Raw genomic sequence first — 22,805 nt, forward strand, 5'->3', positions numbered from 1 at the left:
GCATGGCGGTCGGCTCAGCCTCTCTTTATTGTACGAACAGTAAGAGACGATATGGCCGGGTCGGATGGTGCATTGCGGCAGCCGCTGCCGATGCAAGCCGCGATTCTCGCAAGCAGCGGAGATGCATCCTCGACGCGCAGCCGCCCGTAGCCGAACACCAGGCCTTGCAACGTCGGCTGCTCCAGAAAATTCTGCGACAGTGGCTGCACGTGGATGCCAGCCTGCTTCAGGATTGCAGCCGCCTCGCGGTCACTCATCCGCGCCCGCATCGCATCGGTGAACAGCACCACCAGATGCAGTCCCGTCACCGCCGCGGACACGGTCAGATCGTCGGGCATCAGCGTGGCGATCGCATCGATCAACGCCTTTCGCCTCACGGCATAGACCCGGCGCATCCCGCGCAGATGCCGCAGCAGATGCCCCTCCCGCATGAACTCCGCCAGCGCGAGCTGACCGACGCCGGAGGTGTGGACGTCGATCCGCGCGCGGCCCCGGGAAAATCCATCGATGAAATGCCTGTTGGCGACGATGTAGCCGAGCCGCAAGGCCGGCATCATGATCTTCGAGAAGGTGCCGAAATAGATCACCCGCCCCTCGCGATCGAGCGAGCGCAGCGAGGCGATCATGCTGTCCTGATGCCTGAACTCCGAATTGTAGTCGTCCTCGATCACCCAGACATCGTTCTTGTTGGCCCAGTCGAGCAGCTCGAGACGCCGCTCCAGGCCCATGCTGACGCCGAGCGGATATTGATGCGACGGCGTGACCACGATCAGCCGCGCCCCCGGCGCGCGCCTGATACCTTCCGAGACGACCAGCCCCTTGTCGTCGACCGGAACCGGAACCAGCTTCGCGCCGGCCGCCGTGAGCGCCCAGCGCGCCTCGACAAAGCCGGGCTCCTCGACCCAGACCTCGTCGCCGGGATCGAGGATCATCCGGCTGCAGAAGTCGAGCGCCGCCGATGTGCCCGACGTGACGACGACCTCCTCCGGCGAGCAGACCAGACCGCGCACCGAGCCGAGGAAATTTGCGATCTCGCTGCGCAGCCGCGGATGGCCTTCGGGCGGGAGATCGAGGCACTCCTGCTCCCGCGGATTCTGCCAGGCCTGGCGCAGCAGGCGCGACCAGTCCTTGAAGGGGAAGGTCGAAATATCGGGCGCGCCGGGACTGAACTCCGACGGCCAGTTGGTCTCGTAGTCGAAGGCGAGCAGCGATTGCCAGCGCTTCGACATATGGGCGGGCACGGCCGCGGGCGACGCCACCGACGTTAGCTCCGCATGCGGTGTTGCGACGGATGCCACCATGACGCTGCCGCGCGGGGTCGATTCAAGATAGCCCTCGGCGTAGAGCAGGTCCCACGCGGTCAACACCACCGTGCGCGAGCAGCCCAACTCCCGCGCGATCTCGCGCGATCCCAGAAATTGCGTTCCGGCCGGAAAGACGCCGCGCAGGATGCAGCCCCGGATGTGAGCCGCGATCTGCAAGTGCAGCGGCACGGCCGAATTCCGGTCGATATGCATCCCCGCAAGGGATACGCGCTGGTGCGGCTGACGATCTCTGTCCATCACATGGAGGCGGCTGTTGGATCGGCCGGCGATGGCCGCCAGCGTCCCATCAGGATGCGTCAAGAGCGGATTCGGGTCCAGCCTCGGCTTGATCGGTCACCCCGACCGTGTGGTAGGCGCGGCCGAAATAGATCAGATTGTCGGTGCAGCCGGATCGTTGCACGGCCACGACGCGGCAGAACAGCACGTCATGCGTGCCGACATTGACGATATCGGCAATCCGGCAGTCGAACGCCGCGGCACAGTCGACCAGCATGGGCGCACCGGTTGCGAGTGTCGACCACGCGGCCGCCGCAAACCGTTCCTCGGCGGGCACCTTGCCGCCGAACAGCCGGGACAGCGGCTCGTGCCGGGCCGAGAGCACGTTGACGCACACCACTTCGTTGCGCGTCACGCTGGCGTAGGCCGAGGACGCGCGGTTGATACAGACCAGAAGCGTCGGCGGATCGTCGGTGACGCTGCAAATCGCGGATGCGGTAAATCCGGCGCGACCCGCGCTGCCATCCGTCGTCACGATGTTGACGGCCGCACCGAGGCAGGCCATCGCGTCGCGGTAGTCCTGTGGGGCCACGTCCTGCATCGGCGTCCTCACGCCGCAATGCCAGGCGCAAACGCGAGCTCGCGCAGCACCTGTGCCAGCACGGAGGCGCCGGCGGCAACATGATCGGGCTCAGCCCATTCGTGCTCGACATGGCTTGCGCCGTCGCGGCACGGGATGAAGATCATCGCGGCGGGACAGATCTTGGCGAGATGGCGGGCGTCGTGACCGGCCGCCGATAGGATGTCCATGGCGGAATGCCCCTGCTCTCGCGCGGCCTCCGCGATGCTTGCCCGCAGGCGCGGATCGAAGGCGTTTGACGGCGCATCGACGAGCGGTGTCACCGTGACCGTGCAAGGTGCGGCGTTCTCCTGGCAAAGAGCCGCGATGCGCACGCCCGCCGCATCGAGCACCGCATTGTCAGGATGGCGCAGATCGATGCTGAAGCTGACGCGAGAAGGCACCACCGACGGCGCGTTCGGAACCACGGCAACGCGGCCGATGGTGAACTTGATGTCGGCATCGATGACACCGATCTCCGCATGCAGCGCCGTCGCCATCCGCGCAAAGGCCGCGAGCGCGTCCCGCCTCTCCTGCTGCGCCAGCGTGCCGGCGTGTCCCTCGGCGCCCTCGACCACCACCTGAAACGTCTTCTTGCCCTGGATGCCGGTGACGACACCGATGGTGCAGGCGGCTGCCTCCAGCAGCGGCCCTTGCTCGATGTGCAATTCGAGATAGGACCCGATTGCGAAGCCGAGCGGCCTGTGCGGCAGATCAGGAAAGGCCTCGTGGAGACGATCGAGCGCTTCGCCGACGCTGATGCCATCTGCATCGTGCGCGGCGCGGATCGCGTCCATATCGCGTTCGCCGGTAAAGGCCTCCGAGCCCATCATGCCCGGGGCGAAGCGCGAGCCTTCCTCGTTCATCCAGGCGACGACGATGACATCGCGTGCCGGCGCGTCCCCTTGCTCGGCGAGCGAGACCGCCGCCTCCAGCGCCGCCATGACGCCGGCCGCACCGTCGAATTTCCCGCCGGTCGGCTGGCTGTCGAGATGACTGCCGAGAAGAAGCGGCGGCGCGGCGCGATCGCGCCCGGCCAGCGTCAGGAACAGGTTTCCCGCGGCATCCGTCGACGGCGTCAGGCCCGCCTCGCGTGCCCAGCCGATGACGTGGCGCCATGCGGCAATCTCGCCGTCACTCAGTGCCTGACGGTTGACCCCGCCGGCGGGCGTCGCGCCGATCTCGGCGAGCGCCATCAGGCGGGTCCACAGCCGATCGGCGTTGATCAAGGTGCTCGATCCCATCGACCTACTTCGTGCGCATGATCTGACCCGGCAGCGCGCGCGGATCGCGCGGCAGCCAGCGCCCGGCCTCGACCTGAGCGATGAACTCGGCGAGCAGCGCGTTGAACGCCGCCGGCTCTTCCAGATTGAGCGTGTGGCCGGTCTTGGGGAAGACGGAGAGACCGCAGGCCGGAATGGTCTTCTTCAGGAAGATGCCGGGCTGCAGACAATGATCGTCCTCGTCGCCGACGACGACCAGCGTCGGCACCATCATTGTCTTCAAGCCGTCCTCGAGATCGTAGAACGACGGCCGCCGCGCCTGGACGCCGCGCATGGTGTTGGCAGCGCCGCGATCGGAATGGGTGGCGAGAAGATCGGCGAATTCCTGCCAGCCGCGCGGATCCTTGTTCTGGAACTGCACCCGGCTGGCGCCCAGCGCATAGATCTTCGAGAATTCCTTGGCGCCCTGTTTCTCGAAATTGTCGGCGACTTCGCGCGAGACCCCGCGAAAATACTCCTCGAACTCCTTCTCGCAGCCATAGCCGGCGCCGGCCACGGTGAGTGACAGAGCGCGTTCCGGCGTGCGCAGGCCGAAATGCACCGTGCAGAAGCCGCCCATCGAGAGGCCGACGATGTGCGCCTTCTCGATTCGGAGCGCATCGAGCACGGCAACCGCATCGTCAGCGGCGATCGCCTGCGAATAGGCCTCCACGCTGTCAGGCACATCCGACGGCGGATAGCCGCGTGCGGCGTAGGTGATGCAGCGATGGCGCCGGCTGAAATAGCGCAGCTGCGGCTCCCAGCTTGCGTGATTGCCGCCGAATTCATGGATGAAGAGGATCGGCGTGCCCTCGCCCGCCTCTTCCACATGGAGCTTCACACCGTCGCTGGTCGTGATCATCGTCATCGGCATCATCCTAGAATTGCGGCGGCAGGTCATTGAGCATGCGCGCCTGCGCAACCATGTCCGGCAGCAGCGTGCAAAGCTTTTCGACCCACGCCTGCGGCACGGAGGTGCTGATCTTGACGAAACGGTCGCCGAAGCGCTGCGTGTGATAGGTGCCCTGGCGGATCATGATGCCCTGCCGGCGATAGCACTCGACCAGCGCCTCGGGACGGATGCCCGCCGCGATGGTCTCCAGCACCAGAAAGTTTCCGTGCGAGGGCATGATCGGCAGCGCCAGCCCTTCGATCCCGGCCGCCGCCTCCTGGATCATCGCCTTGTTGGCCCGGTCGGTGCTTCGGACCTTCTTCATCCATTCGGCCTTGACCGACAACCCCGCCTGCGCCGCGCGCTGGGCGATGACGCTCGCGCCGAGCACGCTCGTGGAAGTCTGCGCCAGTTCCTCGAACAGATCGGGAGCAGCAACCAGAGCACCGATGCGGAGGCCGGCAAGCCCGAGCCATTTCGAAAAGCTGGTCGAAACGACCGAGCCTTGCGGCGCCACGTGGAGCGCCGGGGTGTGGCCGTCGGCGAAATCGCGGTAGGTGCAGTCGTGCACCAGCAGCGCGCCGCAATCGCGCGCGATCGCCGCAAAGCTCTCGATCTCCTCGCGCGTGTAGCGGATGCCGAGCGGATTGTTGGGATCGACGAGATAGATGATCGCGGTGCGCTCATCGACATTCGCCTTCAACGCCTCGGGCATCAGGCGGTAGTTGCAGGCCGGATCGTAGATCGGAATCTCGATCACCTCGGCGCCCTGCTGGCGCGCGAACAGGCACGGCCATTTCCAGGTCGGATCGGTCGTCACCAGCGTCGTGCCGGGCTTGCAGCGCGCGCGGCAGATCATCGCCAGCGCGTTGACGCCACCCTCGGTCACCAGCGCCTCTGCGCCTGTCGTGCCGAGGTCGGCGACGATCGCGGCGCGCAGCGCCTCGAAGCCGAGCGGCGGGGCATACGCATTGAACTCGCCCGCCTCGATCGAGCGCAGCATCGCCTCGCGCACGGCGGGGTGGCTCTCGACATGGTTGGTGTTCTGGCCGAGCCAGTAGAGTCCCGGCGTCGCCGAGAGCTCGTCGAAATAGCGGTTGCGGACCAGTGCCGCGGATTGAGGCTTCGACATCGACGCCTCAGATCACAGAGCCGCGGGCGGCGATGCCGCCGTCGATCGTCACCACGGTGCCGGTGATGTAGCCGGACCTCGGCGAGGACAGGAAGGCGACGAGATCGGCAACTTCCTCCGATGTCGCCGGCCGCTTGCCGGGATATTTGTCGAACAGCTCTTCCCAGCGGCTTTCGTCGCCGAGCATGTCGATCGCCTTGCGCTTCATGATCTTGAGCATGCGGTCGGTGGCGACCGGTCCCGGATTGACCGCCACGACGCGCACGCCGTGATCGAGGCTGCGGCCCCCGAGCGCCTTGGTGAAGGACATCAGCGCGGCGTTGCCGGTCGAGCCCGCGATATAGCTCGCGTCCCAGTTCTCGCCGGAATTGCCGATGATGTTGATGATGACGCCGTCCTTGCCCTTCATGCGCGGATAATAGAGACGCGACAGCGTGATGTAGCCGAACACCTTGAGATCGAAGCCGCGCCGCCAGGCCGCGTCGTCGAGGATTTCCAGCGAACCGGCCGGGATGTCGCCGGCATTGTTGATAAGGATGTCGATGTCGCCGACCTCGGCCGCGAGCTTCTCCATCGCAGCCGTGCTCGACAAATCGAGCGCGTGGATGGTGATCTTCACGCCAAAGCGGGCTTCGAGGTCGCGCTTGGCCTGGAGCATGGCCTCGCCGTTGCGGGCGGCGAGATGCAGGTGACAGCCCTCCGCGGCGAAGAGCTCGGCCACCGCAAGTCCAATTCCTTTCGACGCGCCGGTGATCAGGGCGGTCTTGTTCGTCAGCTTCAGGTCCACTCCGGGTCTCCAGGATGCAAGCTAGATATACAAGGTCTAGCAATTTGCATACCAAGCGACATCAGGGGGTCATTCGAAGGCGGCGAGGAAGTCCAGAAGGTTGTCGCCGAGCAGGTTGACGTGGTCCCGCATGGCGCTGTGCGCCCGCTCCGGATCATGGGCCAGGATCGCCTGCATGATCGCCTCGTGCTCGCGGATGGTGTCGGCGATCCGGTTCGGCATGCGTGTCACCCGGCGGCGATACGCCGCCACCTGATTGCGCAGCTTGCGGGTCTGGTCGGCCAGGAAGGCGTTACGCGAGGCCTCGTAGATCGCCTCGTGGAATTCCTGGTTGATGTCGTAGAAAACGTCGATGTCGCCGGTTTCACCTGCCGCCACAAGCCGCTGGTGAATCTCGCCAATTTCAGCCCCCCAGACCTGGGAAACGCGCCGGGCGGCGAGCCGCGCGCAGAGCCCCTCCAGCTCCGCCATGACCTGGAACATCTCGATCAGCGCCTGCGCCTTGATGCTGCGGACGGTCGCGCCCTGCCGGCCGCGCAGCTCGACCAGATTGTTGGCGGCCATCAGGCGGAAGGCCTCCCGCACCGGCGTGCGCGAGACGCCGAAGCGCTGCGCGATCTCCTGCTCGTCGAGCCGGCTGCCCGGCTCGAGATGCCCCGCCGCGATTGCCCCTTCGAGCTTCAGGCGCAGGCTCTCGGCGAGCGTCATGCCCGGGCCGGCCGGCAAGGCGTCATGCCCATTTTTCACGCGTTTGCCTCCGGCATGTGCACCAATATCCGCCATCATGTTTCTCCGATATCAATATACGTATACAAAATGGCACCCATCTTCCAGCGAAACGACTGATTTTCGCTCGGAGCCGCACGCGACTCCGACCTATTCGCCGTCGATCTCGCAAGTCTTATGCCTGATTTGCCAGGGAATCGCACTGGCACACGAGTTGCTAAGAGATTTCGACGCGGTCCGCTTTCGTATGCGAATGGCCGCCGCCATTATACAAGGACATCCCGGTGCAGGCTGCCCGCCTCCCCCATCCCGGACCGGCCACCGAAGCCCCGCAGGCGCAACTGAAGCCTGAGCCGCTGCTCGAACTGCGTGCGATCAACAAGACCTTCGGTCCCGTCGCGGCGCTGTCGGGACTTGAGGCGAGCGTTGCCCCCGGCGAGTTCGTCACCGTCGTCGGCCCGAGCGGCTGCGGCAAGAGCACCCTCTTCAACATCGTCGCTGGCCTCGAGGAGCCTGATACCGGCGGCATCCTGCGCTTCGAGGGCAAGAGCTGCCATTCGGCCGACCTGCTTGGCCGCGTCTCCTTCATGCCGCAGCGCGACCTGCTGTTTCCCTGGCGTAACGTCGTGGACAACGCCATCCTCGCGCTCGAGGTCGAGGGCATGCCGCGCGACCAGGCGCGCGCCAAGGCGCTGAAGATGCTGCCCGAGTTCGGGCTCGCCGGCTTCGAGAAGCAATATCCCAATCAATTGTCCGGCGGCATGCGCCAGCGCGTCGCCCTGATGCGGACCTTCCTGTTCGAACGCGATCTGATGCTGCTGGATGAGCCGTTCGGCGCGCTCGATGCGCTGACGCGGGCGATGATGCAGCGCTGGCTGCTCGACGTCTGGCAGAAATACCGCCGCACCATTCTCTTCATCACCCATGACGTCGACGAGGCGATCTTCCTCGGCGACCGCGTGCTCGTCATGACGGCGCGTCCCGGCTCGGTGAAGCTCGAACAGGTCGTCGACCTCCCCCGCCCGCGCCGGCCCGAGATCGTCACCTCCCCCGAATTCGTGCGCCTCAAGCGCACGTTGCTCGATGCCATCGAGGAGGAAAGCATGAAGTCGTTCCAATCCTCCATCGCGCAGGAGAAGACGCCGTGAACGCGATGTCAGGGAGAGAACCGCAAGCCGCACCGCGCGGGATCGAGCCGGCCGAGTGGGATGCCCGGATCAAGCTCGCGGCCTGCTATCGCATGGTCGCCAGGCTCGGCATGGACGACCTGATCTACAATCACATCTCCCTGCGCGTGCCCGGCCACGAGGATCAGTTTCTCATCAATCCCTACGGCCTGCTGTTCGACGAGATCACGGCGTCGAGCCTGGTGAAGATCGACACCAAGGGCAACAAGCTCGACGATACGCCTTATGCGGTCAATGTCGCGGCCTTCGTCATCCATGCCGCGATCCACACCTCGAACCACGACGCAGCCTGCGTCCTGCACACCCATTCCGACGCAAGCGTCGCGGTCTCGGGGCAAGAGAAAGGCCTGTTGCCGCTCAGCCAGTTCGCGATGCGCTTCTACGACCGCCAGACCTTTCACGACTACGAAGGCGTCGCCATCGACCTCGATGAGCAGGTTCGCCTGGTGCGGGATCTCGGTCCGCACAAGGTCATGCTGATGCGCAACCACGGCATCCTCACCGTCGGACGAACGCCGGGCGAGGCCTTCATGCTGCTCTATTATTTCGAGCGCGCCGCGCGGATCCAGCTCCAGATGCAAGCGGCTGCCGCAGCCGGCGCCAAGCTGGTGATGCCGCCACACGAGGTCTGCGAGAAAGCCGCGCGCCAGTTCTGGGAATTGCAGGGCGACATCCTCGTGCCCGGTGAACGCGAATGGCCGGCGCTGATGCGCCAGCTCGACCGCACCGATCCGTCTTATCGCAATTGATTTTCACCGCCTGGAGTATGACCATGTTGAGCCGACGCCACGCCTTCTCCGTCCTCTCCGCCATCGCACTGGCGACCGGCTCGCTTGTCACGGCCGCGCCCGCGGCCGAGTTGCAGAAGGCGAGCCTGCGCCTGAAATGGCTGCCGCAGGCGCAATTCGCCGGCTTCTACGTCGCGGCCGCCAAGGGCTACTACAAGGCCGAAGGCATCGACCTCGCCATCAACCCCGGCGGACCCAACTTGCTCACCGAAAACCTGGTCGCGACCGGCGCCGACACGTTCGGCCTGTCCGGCGGCACCGACAGCGTGTTCGCCGCGCGCGACAAGGGGCTGCCGATCGTCTGCATCGGCGTGTCGCACCAGATCACCCCGTTCATCTTCGTCACCCGCAAGGACGGGCCGGTGAAGACGATCCAGGATTTCAAGGGCAAGACCGTCACCACCTGGTTCACCGGCGCCAACCATGTGCTGAACGGCATGCTGGCCAAGGAAGGCATCAAGCCGGATGAATTGAAGATCCAGCCGCAGCAGGTTTCGGTGACGCCCTTCGTGGACGGCAGCGTCGACGTGATTACGGCGACCTACTACAACGAGTTCTACACCATCCAGTCGCGCATGCCGAAGGACAGTTTGAAGACCTTCGTCGCCGAGGATTACGGCATCACCTTCCCGCGCGACACGCTGATCGTCGCCGAGGCAACCGCGAAGGAGAAGCCGGAGCTGGTCAAGGCATTCCTGCGTGCTTCGCTGAAGGGCTGGAAGGACGCTTTCTCCGATCCCAAGGGCGCCGTCGATACCGTGATGGCCACAGCCCCGACGCTCGACCGCGCGCAGCAGGAGTTCATGCTCACCGAAGTGAAGCGCCTGATGACATCAGGCGCGGCAGCCAAGAACGGTATGTTCTGGATCGATGCCGACGCGGTCAAGACCGCCCACGACTTCTTCCTGAAGTACGGCGTGATCTCCAAGCCGCTGGATCTTGCTGCCGCGTATGATGCAAGCTTCATCCAGGGCGTTCCACAGGCGGACCGGCTGCCGTGAGCCGCCCTGCGGCGGCTTCGCTTGGTGACGCCGGCGCGGCGGCGCGGTCGATGGCAATGCCGGCTTCACTGCGCAAGCTGATCCGGCTCCTGCTCGGCCTCGCCATCGCGGCGGTGATCTAGGAAGGCGCGGTGCAGCTGTTCGGCATCCGGCCCTATTACTTGCCGCGCCTCAGCACGATCCTGATGGCCATGGCGGCCACGCCCCGCGCCTATGTCGACGGCTTCCTGCGCACGCTGGCCGAAACCCTCATCGGCTTTGCGTTCGGCGGCGCCTTCGGCGTGCTCATGGGCGTCGTGTTCTTCCGCGTCCGCGCGTTGCGCGAGATGGTGTTTCCGATCTTCGTGGTGTCGCAGACCATTCCGGTCATCGCCTTCGGCGCGCTCGTGGTGCTGTGGTTCGGCAATACGCTGCTCGCCAAGGCGATCATTGCGTTCTATCTGACCTTCTTTCCGGTGACGGTGAACACGCTGCTGGGCCTCGAAACCGTCGATCCCAAGCAGGTCGCCTTGATGCGCAGCTTCGGCGCCTCCAACCGCCAGCTCCTGCTCCGCTTGCAGCTTCCAACCGCATTGCCACAGATCTTCGTCGCGCTGCGGCTCGCCGCATCGCTCAGCCTGGTCGGGGCCATCGTCGGCGAATGGTTCGGCGACACCACCGGGCTCGGCGTGCTGCTGCTCCAGGCCATGTTCACCGAGAACGTCGTCGCGATCTGGGCCGCCCTGCTCGCCGCCGCGCTGCTCGGCACCGGCTTCTATGCGGTGGTCGCCGCGGTCGAGCGACGGCTGGTGTTCTGGAACGCCGAGCAATGAGCCGCGCGCCTGCCTCACCTTCGCTCGCCGTCCAGCGCGGCATCCTGGGCGCCGTCCTCCTGGTCGCGTGCTGGGAAGGCGCGGCGCGCGGACTGCATCTGCCCGCCTATGTTCTCCCCGCCGTCAGCGACATCCTCGCAGGCCTCTGGTCCAAGCGCGCAACGCTCATCGATGCCGCCGGCTACACCCTGCTCGAAGCGCTGGTCGGCTACGGGCTCGGCTGCCTGATCGGTATCGGCCTCGCCGTCGCAATCGCACTGGTTCCGGCGCTTCGCAGCGCGATCCTGCCGCTGGCGACCGCGATCAATTCGGTGCCGGTGGTCGGCTATTCACCGCTGATCCTGCTCTGGTTCGGCATCGGCGTCAGCTCGAAGATCGTGATGGTGGCGATGGCGGTGAGCTTCACCATCCTGCTCTCGATGCTGGCCGGGCTCGACCGTGTCGACCGCCGCGCCGTCGATCTCATGAAGAGCTTTGGCGCCAGTCGCTTCGGTGTGCTGTGGCGCCTGCGCCTGCCGACCGCCCTGCCGCTGCTGCTGGCGGGCATGCGCGTCTCGACGGTGCGCAGCGTGATCGTGGCGATCGTCACCGAGATGCTCGGCGCGCATGGCGGGCTCGGCTGGGTGATCTACCAGGCCGTGCTCCAGATCGACTTCGTCCAGGTCTGGGCGGCGATCTTTGTCGCATCCGCGGCGAGCCTCGCCTTCTTCGGCCTGATCGGTTTCCTCGAACGCAAGATCCTGTTCTGGACATGACGCCATGAAACGACAGATGCATCTCGGCCTGTTCATCCTGGGAACCGGCAGCCACGTCGCCGGCTGGCGCTATCCCGGCGCGGTCGACAGCTTCCAGGACTTTGCGGCGATCCAGGAGATCGGCCGCACCGCCGAGCGCGGCAAGTTCGACCTGATCTTTATGGGCGACAATCTCTATGCCGATGCCGCCGCCCATCCGTCCTACACGCTGCGGCTCGAGCCGCTGACGATGCTGGCCGCGCTTTCGACCTCGACCAGCCATATCGGGCTCGGCGCGACCGTCTCGACCACCTACAGCGATCCGTTTTCGGTCGCGCGCGTGTTCGCCTCGCTCGATCACATCTCGAAAGGCCGCGCGGCGTGGAATGCGGTGACGACGGCCAATCCGGCGACCGCTGCGAATTTCGGCACCACCCATCCCGACCACGCGCGGCGCTACGAGATGGCCGGCGAATTCCTCGATGTCGTCAAAGGCCTGTGGGACGGCTGGGCTGACGATGCCATCGTCGCCGACCGCACGAGCGGCCTCTACATCGATCCGGCCAAACTCCGTCCGATCGACCATGACGGCGCGTTCTTCAAGGTGAAGGGCCCGCTCAACATCGGCCGCAGCCCGCAAGGCCGCCCCGTCGTGCTCCAGGCCGGCGGCTCGGAGGCCGGCCAGGCTCTCGCCGCGCGTACCGCCGATATCGTCTTCTCGGTGGTGCAGGACATCGAGGAGGCCAAGGCCGGCTACACGTCGTTGAAGACGCGACTGCCGGCGTTCGGACGCAAGATCGACGATGTCACGGTGCTGCCGGGCGTGATGCCGGTCGTCGGCCGCACCGACAAGGAGGCGTTCGAGAAGCTCAACGTGCTCCAGAGCTTTGTCAGCGGCAGCAATGCGCTTGCGATCCTGTCCGACCGCTTCGGCCGGGACATGTCGGCCTACGATCTCGACGGACCGATCCCGGACATCGCACCGTCCGACAGCTATCACAGTTTCGCCAGCGTCATGCTCGCCAAGGGCCGCCGCGAGAACATGACGCTGCGCGATCTCTACAATCTCACCGCCGCCGCCCGCGGCCATTGGGTGCTGTGCGGCTCGGCCGAGCGCATCGCCGACACGCTCCAGCTCTGGTTCGAGGCGCACGCCGCCGACGGCTTCAACGTCATGCCGCCCTATTTCCACGAAGGGTTCGCCGACTTCGTCGAGCTCGTCGTACCGCTTCTGCAGGAGCGTGGGCTGTTCCGCGCGGACTATGAGGGGACGACGTTGCGGGATCACCTCGGCCTTGCGCGGCCGGCCAATCCGTTCTTCCAGGCTTAGTCCACACCGGCGATCCGCAAGGCGCGCTCGAGCGCCTGCAACTCGCCTTGCGTCGCCGGCGTCTGCGGCGGCCGTGCCGCGTCGCACGCCAGGCGTCCGAGCAGCTTCAGGCAGGCCTTCAGCCGTACTGTTGCCCGTCCCCCGGGTGCATCGCGGTAGATCGCGACCGAAAGCGGATACAGCTTCTCGTGCGCGGCACGCGCCCGCTCCCAATCGCGGGCCTCGGCCGCAGTCCAGAGGCTGACCACGAGTTCGGGCACGACGCAGGCGAGGCTGACCTGGCTGCCGGCCGAGCCGACGAGGTAACTTGTCAGCAGATGTTCGTCGCCGGAGCCGAGCACGACGAACTCCGGACGCAGCTTGTGGATCAACCTCAGATTCCGCTCGTAAGTCGCGACCTCCCAGCTGCCCTCCTTGATCGCGACGAAGCGGCGATCGGCGATGAGCTGCTCCAGCAGCGGCGGCGCATAGGCCATGGCTGCCGCACCGACCGGTGCGGCATAAAGCATCAAGGGTGCGGTTGTCGCATCGCGGATACGGCGATGATGCTCGATGACGCAATCATCGGCGTGACCGAGCGCCCAGCTGTTGGGAGGAAACACCAGGAGGCCATCCGCGCCAGCCTGCTCCAGCACGGCGGCCTCGCGCGCAGCCTCCAGGCTCGATTCATGGTTGACACCGGAGACGATCAGGCAGCCGTTCGGAACATGCGCGCGCGCCAGCTCCACCACGCGCCGCTTCTCGGCAAGCGACAGCACGAAGTTTTCGCCGGCGTGGCCGTTGACCAGGAGCCCATTGATGCCGGGCGTGGACGCGACCGAGGCCAGATGATCGGCCAGTCCGGGCTCATCGATCTCGAAATCAGGCGTCATCGGCAGGATCGTGGCGGCATGAATGCCACGAAGGCGATCGCTGAATGCCTGCATCATCTCGCCAGACACTACCGAGACCCGAACTAGTAAATGATCTGGTCGAGGAACGTTCGCGCCCGCTCGGACTTCGGATGCTGGAAGAACTCCTCCGGAGCGGCCTGCTCGACCACCTTGCCCTCGTTCATGAACACGATGCGGTCGGCGACCTCGCGGGCGAAGCCCATCTCGTGGGTCACGCACAGCATGGTCATGCCCTCTTCCGCGAGCTTCTTCATGGTCTCCAGCACCTCCTTGACCATCTCGGGGTCGAGTGCGGAGGTCGGCTCGTCGAACAGCATGATCTTCGGCCGCATGCACAGCGCGCGCGCGATGGCGACGCGCTGCTGCTGGCCGCCCGACAGCTGCCCTGGAAATTTCTCGGCCTGGTCCGGAATCCGGACTTTTGTCAGGAAATGCATGGCGAGGTCCTTTGCCTCCGCCTCACTCATGCTGTTCACCGTCATCGGTGCCAGGATGCAGTTCTCCAGCACCGTCATGTGCGGAAACAGATTAAAACTCTGGAACACCATGCCGGTGTCGCGCCTGACCGCATCGATGTTCTTGCGCTGGCGATCGAGCTCGACGCCGTTGACGTAGATCAGGCCCTCGTCGTGCTTCTCGATGTGATTGATGCAGCGGATGAGCGTCGACTTGCCCGAGCCGGAGGGACCGCAGATCACGATCTTCTCGCCCTTGGCGACCTTGAGATCGACCTCGTTCAACGCGGTGAAGTCGCCATAGTGCTTGTAGACGGCCTCCATGCGAACCGCAGGCACCTCGCGGAGCTGCGGCTGCGCAATTGCGCCTTCGGTACCACTCGCCGTGTTCATCGGTATCTCGCTCATGCGCGGGCCTCCACGCTCGCCTGCGCAACCGGCGCCCTCGCCGCGACCCGCCGCGACTTCGCAGCACTCGACCGGCCAAAGTGTTTCTCCAGCCGGCGTTGAACCGCATCCCAGACCGAGGTGAGGATCAGGTAGTAGGCCGTGGCCGCCGCATAGACTTCGAGGATCTGGAAATGCTCCTGCATCAGCATGTCGCTGCGGCGCATGAGCTCCTCGACCGAGATCACCGAGGCGAGCGACGTCGCCTTCAAGAGCGAGTTGATGGAGTTGCCGAGCGGCGGGATCATCAGCCGGAACGCCTGCGGCAGGGTCACACGGCGGAACGTCACCCAGGGCGACAGGCTGAGCGCCCAGGCGGCTTCGCGCTGGCCCGCCGAAACGGCCATGAAGCCGCTGCGCACGATCTCGGCGAGATAGGCCGCCTCGTTGAGAATCAGCCCGACCAGCGCGCAGGTGATGACGGAGAACTTGATCCCGAGCTGCGGCAAGCCGCTGTAGATCACCACGAGCTGGATCAGCAGCGGCGTGCCGCGGAAGAACCAGATGTAGAAGCGCGAGAAGCCTGACAGCACGGGGTTGGACGACATGCGCATCAACGCGATGCCCATGCCGAGAATCAATCCGCCGATGACAGCCGCCACCGTCAGGCCGATGGTGACGAGCACACCCTTCATCAGGAAGTAGTTGAAGAAGTAGTTGACGGCGGCCGTCGGACTGAAATGGCTCATCGGCTCGTCTCCGTAGGTATCAGGCCGGGCCTGGGCCGGCGATCGCGAGCGGCTGATCGGCCGGCATGCTGGTCAGGCCGAACTTGTCGAACAGCGCCTGATAGAAGCCGTCGGCACGCATCGCGTTCAGCGCTTTGACGACGGCGTCAACCACCGTCTTGTTGCGGAAACCGAGCGTGGTTCGCGCCGTGCCGAGCCCGCTCAATACTTCTTTCACGCGACCACGGCCGACAAGATCGCGCGCCACGCTGTCGACGAGCAACGCGTTGTCCACCTGGCCGGCCAGCAGTGCGCTCACGACGTTGGTCGCCGTCGGGAACGTGCGCATCTCGACGGCTGCGCCTCCCTTCGCCACGCTCGCATCGCTGAGCTTCTTGAGCCAATTCATCTGGTAGCTGCTCACCTCGACGGCCGATGACTTCCCGATCAGATCATTTTCGGTAGCAATTTTTGTGCCGCTGTCGGGCGCAACCACGACCGAAATGGCCTGAATGGCATACGGCACCATGTACATCAGCTTCGAACGTTCCTCGGTCCAGAACATTCCGGTGTCGATGCCGTCGATGCGGCCTGCGTTCATGGCCGGGATCATCGCCGGAAAATCCATTCGGACGAGTTCGACCGGAAGACACAACCGCTTGCCGAGCTCGGCGGCGAGTTCCACGTTGAGGCCCTGCAACTGGCCGTCCTTGTCGACGAATTGCTGCGGCGGATTGGTCGGATTGATCGAGAGCTGCAACTTCCCGGGCGCAATCAGATTGTCGTCGGTGATCCCAGGCGTACAGGCCGCATGCGCAGCCGTGGATGCGAGAGCGAGTGCGGCAGCCGCACTCAGGCGAAGCAGTGTCGAGAGCATGTGATACCTCCAGTAAGACGCCAATGACCGATGCAGTTCCTCGCCCGGGATTCCCCTCGATGTTTCTTGGATGCGGCCGGCCGGATCTCACGACACGACAGGCAGCATCGTCTTCGCCATCTCACGACACGACAGGCAGCATCGTCTTCGCCCCCTCAAGCCGGTCCCGACATCGGCCTGAGCTGGATTCGCATGAGGTTCTTCACCAGGGATTCGAACGGACCGAAGCCCTTCACCTTCAGGAACTCCGGCGTCTCGAACGCCCATCGTCCCGCAACTTCGTACATGGCCGCGTATTTTGGTCCGTCACCGATCGAGACGAAGCGCTTTGCCGACAGCCAGCCGGGACAGGCGAGCAGATCAGGGAAATGCGTCTGCTCGTACCAGGCGTTGAACGCGGCCTCGTGCTCGGGATCGATGTCGACCCGCACGATGTGAATGAAGGCTTCGTCGGGCATCGGTGCCTCCGTCACGCCAGACGGATGTTGCCGGCCGCGCGCGCCGCGCCGACGGTCGTTGCGATGACGTCGCACAGCGCAGGAACGACCGGCAGCAGGGCCGGTCGCGGATCCGCATTGCGGATCAGGCCGAGCGCCTTGAGCCCGACTTTCATGCGCGTGTGCATGTCCATGATCGGCGCCGGCCCGTAGATCGCGCGGACGATCGGATAGAGCTGCTCGTTGACCGCGCGCATCGCCGTGAGATCATCAGCGCGCGCCGCCTGCCAGAGCGCGACGAACAGATCCGGCGCGAGGCTGACGAGACCCGAGAGAATGCCGTCGCCGCCGATGGCAAGCTGCGGCAGGAACCAGTTGAAATTCGACGGCAGGATCGCGACGGTGGGATCGGCCTGCTTCACCGCCCGGCGGTTCTCGTCATAGGCGAAGATGGTGTCGCTGCCCTCCTTGATGGCGATGACGCTGTCGAGCGCCGCGATCTTCGCCAGCGTCTCCGGTGAGCAGCCAAATCCGGACGCCAGGGGATATTGGAAGATCGACACTGGAATGCCGATGGCGGAACTTACCGCCTGCACGAAGGCCACCGGCGCACGCGAGGTCGCCGATGCACCGCCACCGAGCGGTGCCGGCGGGAACAACACGGCGCAATCGGCGCCGGCAGCTTCCGCGAGCTGCGCCTGATGGATCGCTTCCGCGGTGGAATGCGCGATGATGCCGGCCAGCAGCGGCTTGCCGCCGATTTGCCCGCGCGTCCGCTCGATCACCGCCTGTCGCTCGTCATCCGAGAGCGACCCGCCCTCGCCGGCATGTCCATTGACGAACACGGCCGCGATTCCGTCCGGACAGGCACAATAGTCCAGCACGCGGGCGTAGCCGTCCCAGTCGATCGAGCTGTCGTCCTTGAAGGGCAGCACGGTTGCGACCGTGACGCCGCGCAAGTCAGGTTTCTTCATCGGCTTGCTCATGACGGTTTCCGCCGCGGGAATTTCAGGCTCGCGCGCGCCTTCAGCACCTCGAGGCCGCCCTCGTTGCGGGCGCTTGCCTCCCAGATGATCGTGCGCGTCTCGTCGTGCTGCTCGGCGATCCAGACGTCGAAGGTGAGCGTGTCGCCGTAGAACACCGGGCCGGTGAACCAGAACCGATCCTCGACAGAGACACCGATCGTGCCAACCAGTTCGCTGGTGAGGATACTGGTGCAGAGCCCCGCGACCATGATCCCCGGCGCCAGCCGGCGGCCGAAGCGTGTAGCGCCCGCATAGACCTCGTCGACATGAACAGGACCGAAATCGCCGGTCGCGGCAATGTAGAGCGCACCATCCGCCTCGGTGATGGTCTTGCTGAGGCTGACCCTGTCGTTCACCTTCAGATCGTCGAACGATTTCGGCTCGTACATGGCTCAGCCCTTCGCGAACGGAACCAGCGTCGCGGTACCGTCCACCACGGTCGCCCCCGAGGGCGACAGCGTGCAGGTGACGCGGCAGACCGCGTCATCACCGGCAACCGAGACGATCTCGGCCTTGGCCTCGACGGACTCACCGACGATCACCGGCGCGGCGAAATTCAGCGCGATGCTGCCGATCCGCCGCGTCGGTCCGCCGAGCTGGCTGAGGCAGGTCGTGGCAAGGCCGCCGACCGCGAGCTCGAAGGCGACCATGTTGGCGGCGCCGGCCTTCCTGGCGCGGACGGCATCCACATAGAGACCACCGAGATTGCCGCTGATGCCGGTGAACATCGCCTGCTCTGCGACCGTCATGGTCTTGCGGAAGGCGAAGACGGCGCCGGGCTTGAGAGGTGCGTGAGACATCGGTCGTTTCCCTAGAGCTGCAAGCCGTTCTTGATGGTGCTGCGCGCGACCAGCATGCGGTGAATCTCGGAGGTGCCGTCATAGATGCGGGTGACGCGCGCGTCGCGATACATGCGCTCCAGCGGCAGGTCCTTGCTGAAGCCCATGCCGCCGAACACCTGGATGGCGCGGTCGACGACGCGGCCCTGCATCTCGGACGCCGCGACCTTGATCATCGAGACCTTGTCGCGCGCATCCCGGCCCTGGTCGATGTCCCAGGCGGCGTTCATCACCATCATCTTGACGCCGAAGATCTCGGTGGCGGAATCGGCGATGAGTTTCTGCACCATCTGGAAGTCACCGATGAGCTGGCCGAACTGACGCCGCTCGCCGGCATGCTTGCGCATCATCTCGAGCGCACGCTGCGCCATGCCGACGGCGCGCGCGCCGATATGGGCGAGCCGGATCTGGAGCACGCTCTGCATGATCAGCTTGAATCCGCCGCCGACCTCGCCGAGCACGGCCGCTTTCGGGATGCGGCAGTCCTCGAAGGTCAGCTCGGCATGGCCGTAGCCGCGGTGGCCCATCATCGGCTGCGTGCGAGCGACCTTGAAGCCGGGCGTGCCACGATCGACCAGAAACAGCGTGATGCCGCCCCGGGCGCGCTTCTCCTTGTCGGTCAGCGCCATCAGGATCACGTAATCGGCGATGTCGCCGTCGCTGATGAAATGCTTGGTCCCGTTGAGCACCCACTGGTCGCCATCGAGATGAGCGGTCGTGCTGATCGATGCCGCGTCGGAGCCGGCGCCCGGCTCGGTGATCGCCATGGCGCAGATCTTGTCGCCCTTCACGGTCGGCAAGAGGTAACGCTCGACCTGATCGCCCTTGCAGGCCATCAGCATCGGATAGACTTGGCCGAACACACGGCGGATCAATGCATCGGAGGTCTTGCCGAACTCCTCCTCGACGAGACAATGCTCGACGCAGGACAGCCCGCCGCCACCCACGTCAGCCGGCATGTTCATCGCATACAGGCCGAGCTTCTGTGCCTTGGCCTTGGTGACTGCCAGCACATCGGCCGGCACCGTAGCCGTCCGCTCCACCTCGTCCTCGAGCGGCTGCACCTCCGTCTCCACGAAGCGGCGGACGGTATCGACCAGGAGGCGCGTATCCTCAGGGACTGAAAAGTCGATCATCGCGCCACTCCCACCGCCTTGCCGGCGATCATCGCGTCAATGTCGGCAGCGCCGTAGCCGATCTCGGCGAGCACCTCGCGCGTCTGCGCACCCAGCCGCTGCGGAACCAGCCGCACCTCCGGTGTCCGGCCATCATAACGCGCGGGATGCGCGACCATCCGGATTTGCGCGCCCCCTGCACTCTCGGCGCTCTTGAACACGCCAAGATGTTCGAGCTGGGGATCGGACTCGAGGTCGCGATAGTCCTGCACCGGCGCGTGCCAGATCCGCGCCGCTTCAAGCGAGGGCAACCAATCGGCCGTCGACTTCTCCTTCAGGCGCGCCGCGACGATCCGCGTGATCTCCTCGCGCATCGAAAAACTGTCGGCCTCGCCGAACCGCTTCAACTCTTCGCAGTCGAGCCCTGCCGCGAGCGCCTTGGGCGCTGCCATGGAGATCGCGAGATGGCCATCGGCCGTCGCGTGAATGCCGTAAGGTCCGGGGCTGAACCAGGCGGCGATTCCAGCCGGACCGCGCGGCGTCGGCGACGGCGCGCCATTGAGCCAGGCGGTCAGCGGCTCGACCTGGAGATCGAGCGCGGCCTGATAGAGGTTGACCTCGACGAGCTGCCCCTTCCCCGTCTTGGTCCGGGCAAACAACGCGGCGAGAATGCTCATGGCATAGAGCGAGGCCGCATGCTGATCGACGATCACCGCGCCGACAGCGGTCGGCTCGCCATCGGCGCGCCCGGTTCGCATCGCAAGGCCCGACATGGCCTGAAGCAGCAGATCCTGGCCGGGACGATCCTTGTAGGGCCCTTCCGAACCAAAGCCGGTTGCCACCGCATAGATCAGACCTGGATTGATCGCTTTCAGCGTCTCGTAGCCGAGGCCGAGCTTGGCCATGGTCCCCGGCCGGAAATTCTCCATCACGACATCGGAGGTCGCCACCAGCTTCTTCACGGCCGCAATGCCGTCGGGATGCTTGAGATCGACCGCGATACTGCGCTTGTTGCGCCCGGTCGCCAGATGATTGACGCTGTCGCCCGCGACGAAATGATTGGCCACCGCCCAGTTGCGCTGAAACGCGCCTTCGATCGGCTCGACCGCAATGACGTCGGCACCGAGATCGGCGAGCGTCTGTGCGGCCAGCGGGCCTGCGAGATAGTGGTTGAAGCTGAGGATCTTGACGCCGTCGAGCAGGTTCATCCGGTCACACCATGCTGGCGCGCGATCCGCGCACTCGAAAGTGCCCCGGTCGCAGCGCGATGTCTTCGCGCGAAGCGTAAGCCGACGCCTCGATCATCGACAACGTCACCATCAATTATTTTCCGACCGAGGTTGATAACCGAAATCTATGATGCACACTGTCATCGCTCACTCATGACCGGATCACTCTCATGAATCTTCGACAGCTCGAGATCCTGCGCGCCGTAATGCGAACGCGTTCGACGGTCGCAGCGGCGAAGGACCTCGGCATGTCGCAACCGGCGGTCAGCAACGCCATCAAGCACGCGGAATCCGCACTCGGCTTCCTGCTGTTCGACCGCATCAACAAGCGCATGGTCCCGACCCAGGAGGCGCAGATCCTGCTCGCCGAAGCCGAGCCCCTGTTCCTGATGCAGGACCTGATCAGTCAGACGGCTGCGCATCTGCGCGCCGACCGCAAGGGCCGCATGCGGATCGTCGCCACATCCGAACTGTCGGAATCGCTGCTGCCGCAGGTGGTGGCGCGGTTCAGCCGCGACCACGGCGGTGTCGAGATTTCGCTGGAGACGCAGCGTCTCGACGATCTCCTCGAATATGTCGAGACCGGAATCGTCGACATCGGCTTCGCCATGGAGCCGCATCCGCGGCCGACGCTGGACTATCTGCCACTCGCACAGCTCGACATGGTTTGCGCCTGCCCGGCCGACAGCCCGCTCGCGCAATTGAGCTTCGTCAGCCCCACGGATCTGCGCGACACGCCGCTGATCAACGCCCGCACATCGAGCCGTATCAGCAGCCTGATCCAGGAGGCGTTTCGTCGCAGCTCCGTCAATTTCGCGCCCGCCATCGAGGCGCGATTCATGAACGTCGCCGGGCACTTCGTCGAGGAAGGGCTCGGCGTCACCATCATGGACGAGCTCACCGCGTCCTCGAAGCGTTACGACCGCCTTAGAAGCGTGCCGTTCAAGCCGAAGACCGAGGTCACGGTATCCGCCATCGTGCCGGCCGGGCGCATGCAGCAGCGCCTCACGCAATCCCTGATCAGGCACGCGCGCGAAGAGATCGCGGCGAGGATTGCGGCGGCGCGGCAGTGACGCTGTCATGCGCTCGCCCGGGATGGCGCGGCCGGCCAGCTCAAACCGAAACGCTTGACCAGCGCCAGCGCGGCCGCGTCCTGCGCGGCCGGCAACGGCAGTCGGGGTGGGCGCGGGTCACCGACCGCAAGGCCCATATGGCCGAGCAGTGCCTTGCTGCCGGCGACATAGGCCTGGCCGCCGACGAATTCGATCACCGGCAGATATTTCAGATAGAGCTCGCGCGCCTCCTTGATGGCGCCCTCGTCTGCGACGAGGCTGAAGATGCGCGCCATCTCGGACGGCACGACATTGGAGGCGACCGCGACCCAGCCTTGCGCGCCCTCGACGAAGGATTCGAAGCCGAGGATGCCGCCGAACACGGTCATCCTGTCGCCGCAGAGCCGGATGATGTCGCGCACCCGCGTCACCTCCAGCGTCGACTCCTTGATATAGAGACAGTTGTCGATCTCGGCGATGCGCGCCACGAGCTGTGGCTTGAGATCGACATTCGCTGTCGCCGGATTGTTGTAGACCATGATCGGCAGCGCGATCGCGTCGGCCACCGTCTTGTAGTGATGGACGAGCTCGTCGTCGGTCGGCGTCGAATAGAATGGCGGAATGATCATGACGCCGTCGGCGCCCAGCTTTTCGGCACGGCGGCTGAGACGAACCACCTCGCGGGTATCCTCCGCTCCGGTGCCGATCAGCACGGGCACGCGCCCCGCGGCCTGGCCGATGACGACCTCCGCCACCAGCGCCTTCTCGTCATCGTCGAGGGACAGGAATTCGCCGGTCGAGCCGAGCGGGATCAACCCATGAATGCCTTCCACGATCTGCCAGTCGACAAAGGCGCGCAACGCCGCGACATCGACGTCGCCGGCCTGCGTGAACGGGGTGATCATGACGGTGTAGGTGCCGCGAAACGTCTTCATCAGGGAGCTGCCGGGTGATCAA

Annotated in this window: 26 protein-coding genes; 8 read left to right on the forward strand and 18 right to left on the reverse strand. The window is 65.3% G+C overall.

The genetic code is table 11. The features are described from left to right. Nucleotides 1-14: 14 nt before the first annotated feature. The 7 genes from pdxR to BM118_RS08860 all read right to left on the reverse strand — a co-directional run bounded on the left by pdxR (nucleotide 15) and on the right by BM118_RS08860 (nucleotide 6,980). Nucleotides 15-1,493, reverse strand: coding sequence for a MocR-like pyridoxine biosynthesis transcription factor PdxR (pdxR, locus tag BM118_RS08830; RefSeq protein ID WP_244550102.1), 1,479 nt, complete (start codon nucleotides 1,491-1,493; stop codon nucleotides 15-17). 118 nt (nucleotides 1,494-1,611) lie between these two features. After that, entirely contained in the window at nucleotides 1,612-2,142 is a 531-nt protein-coding gene (locus BM118_RS08835; RefSeq protein WP_177234114.1) for a flavin reductase, read from the reverse strand. Nucleotides 2,143-2,150: 8 nt separating this feature from the next. Then, nucleotides 2,151-3,404 carry a Zn-dependent hydrolase gene (locus BM118_RS08840; RefSeq protein WP_092184081.1) on the reverse strand — a complete coding sequence of 418 codons (1,254 nt, stop codon included), beginning with the start codon at nucleotides 3,402-3,404 and terminating at the stop codon, nucleotides 2,151-2,153. 4 nt (nucleotides 3,405-3,408) lie between these two features. Next, nucleotides 3,409-4,290: an alpha/beta fold hydrolase gene (locus tag BM118_RS08845; RefSeq protein ID WP_092184385.1), complete on the reverse strand. Its 882-nt coding sequence runs from the start codon at nucleotides 4,288-4,290 to the stop codon at nucleotides 3,409-3,411. Between the two features lie 10 nt (nucleotides 4,291-4,300). After that, nucleotides 4,301-5,446 carry a pyridoxal phosphate-dependent aminotransferase gene (locus BM118_RS08850; RefSeq protein WP_092184083.1) on the reverse strand — a complete coding sequence of 382 codons (1,146 nt, stop codon included), beginning with the start codon at nucleotides 5,444-5,446 and terminating at the stop codon, nucleotides 4,301-4,303. Between the two features lie 7 nt (nucleotides 5,447-5,453). Then, nucleotides 5,454-6,233 (reverse strand): SDR family oxidoreductase, encoded by a 780-nt coding sequence (locus BM118_RS08855; protein ID WP_027548966.1) that lies wholly within the window; start codon nucleotides 6,231-6,233, stop codon nucleotides 5,454-5,456. A 69-nt stretch (nucleotides 6,234-6,302) separates the two neighbouring features. Beyond that, nucleotides 6,303-6,980 carry a GntR family transcriptional regulator gene (locus tag BM118_RS08860; RefSeq protein WP_210189036.1) on the reverse strand — a complete coding sequence of 226 codons (678 nt, stop codon included), beginning with the start codon at nucleotides 6,978-6,980 and terminating at the stop codon, nucleotides 6,303-6,305. A 263-nt stretch (nucleotides 6,981-7,243) separates the two neighbouring features. Between BM118_RS08860 and BM118_RS08865 the strand changes: the two genes are divergently transcribed. From BM118_RS08865 to BM118_RS08890, 7 genes are read left to right on the forward strand one after another with little or no spacing between them, the layout of a single operon-like run. Then, on the forward strand, nucleotides 7,244-8,107 hold the full coding sequence (locus tag BM118_RS08865) for an ABC transporter ATP-binding protein (protein ID WP_092184085.1): 864 nt from the start codon (nucleotides 7,244-7,246) through the stop codon (nucleotides 8,105-8,107). After that, entirely contained in the window at nucleotides 8,104-8,895 is a 792-nt protein-coding gene (locus BM118_RS08870; protein WP_092184087.1) for a class II aldolase/adducin family protein, read from the forward strand. The genes BM118_RS08865 and BM118_RS08870 overlap by 4 nt, the downstream gene beginning before the upstream one ends. 23 nt (nucleotides 8,896-8,918) lie before the next feature. Beyond that, nucleotides 8,919-9,935, forward strand: a complete 1,017-nt coding sequence (locus BM118_RS08875) for an ABC transporter substrate-binding protein (RefSeq protein WP_092184387.1) — start codon at nucleotides 8,919-8,921, stop codon at nucleotides 9,933-9,935. Continuing rightward, nucleotides 9,932-10,057 carry a hypothetical protein gene (locus tag BM118_RS42540; RefSeq protein ID WP_283806354.1) on the forward strand — a complete coding sequence of 42 codons (126 nt, stop codon included), beginning with the start codon at nucleotides 9,932-9,934 and terminating at the stop codon, nucleotides 10,055-10,057. The genes BM118_RS08875 and BM118_RS42540 overlap by 4 nt, the downstream gene beginning before the upstream one ends. Nucleotides 10,058-10,066: 9 nt before the next feature. Further along, on the forward strand, nucleotides 10,067-10,747 hold the full coding sequence (locus BM118_RS08880; protein ID WP_244550103.1) for an ABC transporter permease: 681 nt from the start codon (nucleotides 10,067-10,069) through the stop codon (nucleotides 10,745-10,747). Continuing rightward, on the forward strand, nucleotides 10,744-11,502 hold the full coding sequence (locus BM118_RS08885) for an ABC transporter permease (RefSeq protein ID WP_092184089.1): 759 nt from the start codon (nucleotides 10,744-10,746) through the stop codon (nucleotides 11,500-11,502). The genes BM118_RS08880 and BM118_RS08885 overlap by 4 nt, the downstream gene beginning before the upstream one ends. Nucleotides 11,503-11,506: 4 nt before the next feature. Next, nucleotides 11,507-12,811 (forward strand): LLM class flavin-dependent oxidoreductase, encoded by a 1,305-nt coding sequence (locus tag BM118_RS08890; RefSeq protein ID WP_092184091.1) that lies wholly within the window; start codon nucleotides 11,507-11,509, stop codon nucleotides 12,809-12,811. Here BM118_RS08890 and BM118_RS08895 read toward each other — a convergent pair. The 10 genes from BM118_RS08895 to BM118_RS08940 form a co-directional block, all read right to left on the reverse strand. Beyond that, nucleotides 12,808-13,737 (reverse strand): dihydrodipicolinate synthase family protein, encoded by a 930-nt coding sequence (locus tag BM118_RS08895; protein WP_244550104.1) that lies wholly within the window; start codon nucleotides 13,735-13,737, stop codon nucleotides 12,808-12,810. The genes BM118_RS08890 and BM118_RS08895 overlap by 4 nt on opposite strands. Nucleotides 13,738-13,766: 29 nt before the next feature. Beyond that, the gene (locus BM118_RS08900) at nucleotides 13,767-14,567 is read right to left on the reverse strand and encodes an amino acid ABC transporter ATP-binding protein (RefSeq protein WP_092184096.1); all 801 of its coding nucleotides are present in this window, start codon (nucleotides 14,565-14,567) and stop codon (nucleotides 13,767-13,769) included. Beyond that, entirely contained in the window at nucleotides 14,564-15,295 is a 732-nt protein-coding gene (locus tag BM118_RS08905) for an amino acid ABC transporter permease (protein ID WP_092184098.1), read from the reverse strand. The genes BM118_RS08900 and BM118_RS08905 overlap by 4 nt, the downstream gene beginning before the upstream one ends. Before the next feature lie 19 nt (nucleotides 15,296-15,314). Next, on the reverse strand, nucleotides 15,315-16,151 hold the full coding sequence (locus BM118_RS08910) for an ABC transporter substrate-binding protein (RefSeq protein ID WP_092184100.1): 837 nt from the start codon (nucleotides 16,149-16,151) through the stop codon (nucleotides 15,315-15,317). A gap of 155 nt (nucleotides 16,152-16,306) precedes the next feature. Next, nucleotides 16,307-16,609 carry a DUF4286 family protein gene (locus BM118_RS08915; protein WP_177234116.1) on the reverse strand — a complete coding sequence of 101 codons (303 nt, stop codon included), beginning with the start codon at nucleotides 16,607-16,609 and terminating at the stop codon, nucleotides 16,307-16,309. 11 nt (nucleotides 16,610-16,620) lie between these two features. Then, nucleotides 16,621-17,574, reverse strand: coding sequence for a dihydrodipicolinate synthase family protein (locus BM118_RS08920; protein ID WP_092184105.1), 954 nt, complete (start codon nucleotides 17,572-17,574; stop codon nucleotides 16,621-16,623). Beyond that, a complete protein-coding gene (locus tag BM118_RS08925) occupies nucleotides 17,571-18,002 on the reverse strand; it encodes a MaoC family dehydratase (protein WP_011086090.1) in 432 nt (143 codons plus the stop codon). The genes BM118_RS08920 and BM118_RS08925 overlap by 4 nt, the downstream gene beginning before the upstream one ends. Before the next feature lie 3 nt (nucleotides 18,003-18,005). Continuing rightward, nucleotides 18,006-18,413, reverse strand: coding sequence for a MaoC/PaaZ C-terminal domain-containing protein (locus tag BM118_RS08930; RefSeq protein WP_092184107.1), 408 nt, complete (start codon nucleotides 18,411-18,413; stop codon nucleotides 18,006-18,008). Nucleotides 18,414-18,424: 11 nt separating this feature from the next. Beyond that, complete coding sequence (locus BM118_RS08935) at nucleotides 18,425-19,588, reverse strand: acyl-CoA dehydrogenase family protein (RefSeq protein ID WP_092184109.1); 1,164 nt, start codon at nucleotides 19,586-19,588, stop codon at nucleotides 18,425-18,427. Then, nucleotides 19,585-20,775 (reverse strand): CaiB/BaiF CoA transferase family protein, encoded by a 1,191-nt coding sequence (locus BM118_RS08940; protein ID WP_092184111.1) that lies wholly within the window; start codon nucleotides 20,773-20,775, stop codon nucleotides 19,585-19,587. The genes BM118_RS08935 and BM118_RS08940 overlap by 4 nt, the downstream gene beginning before the upstream one ends. Nucleotides 20,776-20,966: 191 nt before the next feature. Here BM118_RS08940 and BM118_RS08945 point away from each other — a divergent pair, with 191 nt between their 5' ends. After that, nucleotides 20,967-21,869: a LysR family transcriptional regulator gene (locus BM118_RS08945; protein ID WP_092184113.1), complete on the forward strand. Its 903-nt coding sequence runs from the start codon at nucleotides 20,967-20,969 to the stop codon at nucleotides 21,867-21,869. Between the two features lie 5 nt (nucleotides 21,870-21,874). On the opposite strand, the gene dapA is transcribed toward BM118_RS08945, so the two are convergent. Next, complete coding sequence (gene dapA / locus BM118_RS08950; RefSeq protein ID WP_177234153.1) at nucleotides 21,875-22,786, reverse strand: 4-hydroxy-tetrahydrodipicolinate synthase; 912 nt, start codon at nucleotides 22,784-22,786, stop codon at nucleotides 21,875-21,877. Nucleotides 22,787-22,805: the final 19 nt, after the last annotated feature.

This window comes from Bradyrhizobium sp. cf659, from assembly GCF_900113725.1.
Lineage (GTDB): Bacteria > Pseudomonadota > Alphaproteobacteria > Rhizobiales > Xanthobacteraceae > Bradyrhizobium.

Excerpts from the sequence above, each read along its gene's own strand:
- BM118_RS08875 (WP_092184387.1), top strand. The coding sequence starts at position 8,919 with ATGTTGAGCCGACGCCACGCCTTCTCCGTCCTCTCCGCCATCGCACTG.
- BM118_RS08945 (WP_092184113.1), top strand. The coding sequence starts at position 20,967 with ATGAATCTTCGACAGCTCGAGATCCTGCGCGCCGTAATGCGAACGCGT.
- BM118_RS08840 (WP_092184081.1), bottom strand. The coding sequence starts at position 3,404 with ATGGGATCGAGCACCTTGATCAACGCCGATCGGCTGTGGACCCGCCTG.
- BM118_RS08930 (WP_092184107.1), bottom strand. The coding sequence starts at position 18,413 with ATGTCTCACGCACCTCTCAAGCCCGGCGCCGTCTTCGCCTTCCGCAAG.
- BM118_RS08895 (WP_244550104.1), bottom strand. The coding sequence starts at position 13,737 with ATGCAGGCATTCAGCGATCGCCTTCGTGGCATTCATGCCGCCACGATC.
- BM118_RS08940 (WP_092184111.1), bottom strand. The coding sequence starts at position 20,775 with ATGAACCTGCTCGACGGCGTCAAGATCCTCAGCTTCAACCACTATCTC.
- BM118_RS08910 (WP_092184100.1), bottom strand. The coding sequence starts at position 16,151 with ATGCTCTCGACACTGCTTCGCCTGAGTGCGGCTGCCGCACTCGCTCTC.
- BM118_RS08850 (WP_092184083.1), bottom strand. The coding sequence starts at position 5,446 with ATGTCGAAGCCTCAATCCGCGGCACTGGTCCGCAACCGCTATTTCGAC.
- BM118_RS08845 (WP_092184385.1), bottom strand. The coding sequence starts at position 4,290 with ATGACGATGATCACGACCAGCGACGGTGTGAAGCTCCATGTGGAAGAG.
- BM118_RS08890 (WP_092184091.1), top strand. The coding sequence starts at position 11,507 with ATGAAACGACAGATGCATCTCGGCCTGTTCATCCTGGGAACCGGCAGC.
- BM118_RS08920 (WP_092184105.1), bottom strand. The coding sequence starts at position 17,574 with ATGAGCAAGCCGATGAAGAAACCTGACTTGCGCGGCGTCACGGTCGCA.
- BM118_RS08905 (WP_092184098.1), bottom strand. The coding sequence starts at position 15,295 with ATGAGCCATTTCAGTCCGACGGCCGCCGTCAACTACTTCTTCAACTAC.
- BM118_RS08935 (WP_092184109.1), bottom strand. The coding sequence starts at position 19,588 with ATGATCGACTTTTCAGTCCCTGAGGATACGCGCCTCCTGGTCGATACC.
- BM118_RS08915 (WP_177234116.1), bottom strand. The coding sequence starts at position 16,609 with ATGCCCGACGAAGCCTTCATTCACATCGTGCGGGTCGACATCGATCCC.
- BM118_RS08885 (WP_092184089.1), top strand. The coding sequence starts at position 10,744 with ATGAGCCGCGCGCCTGCCTCACCTTCGCTCGCCGTCCAGCGCGGCATC.
- BM118_RS08900 (WP_092184096.1), bottom strand. The coding sequence starts at position 14,567 with ATGAGCGAGATACCGATGAACACGGCGAGTGGTACCGAAGGCGCAATT.
- BM118_RS08835 (WP_177234114.1), bottom strand. The coding sequence starts at position 2,142 with ATGCAGGACGTGGCCCCACAGGACTACCGCGACGCGATGGCCTGCCTC.
- BM118_RS08925 (WP_011086090.1), bottom strand. The coding sequence starts at position 18,002 with ATGTACGAGCCGAAATCGTTCGACGATCTGAAGGTGAACGACAGGGTC.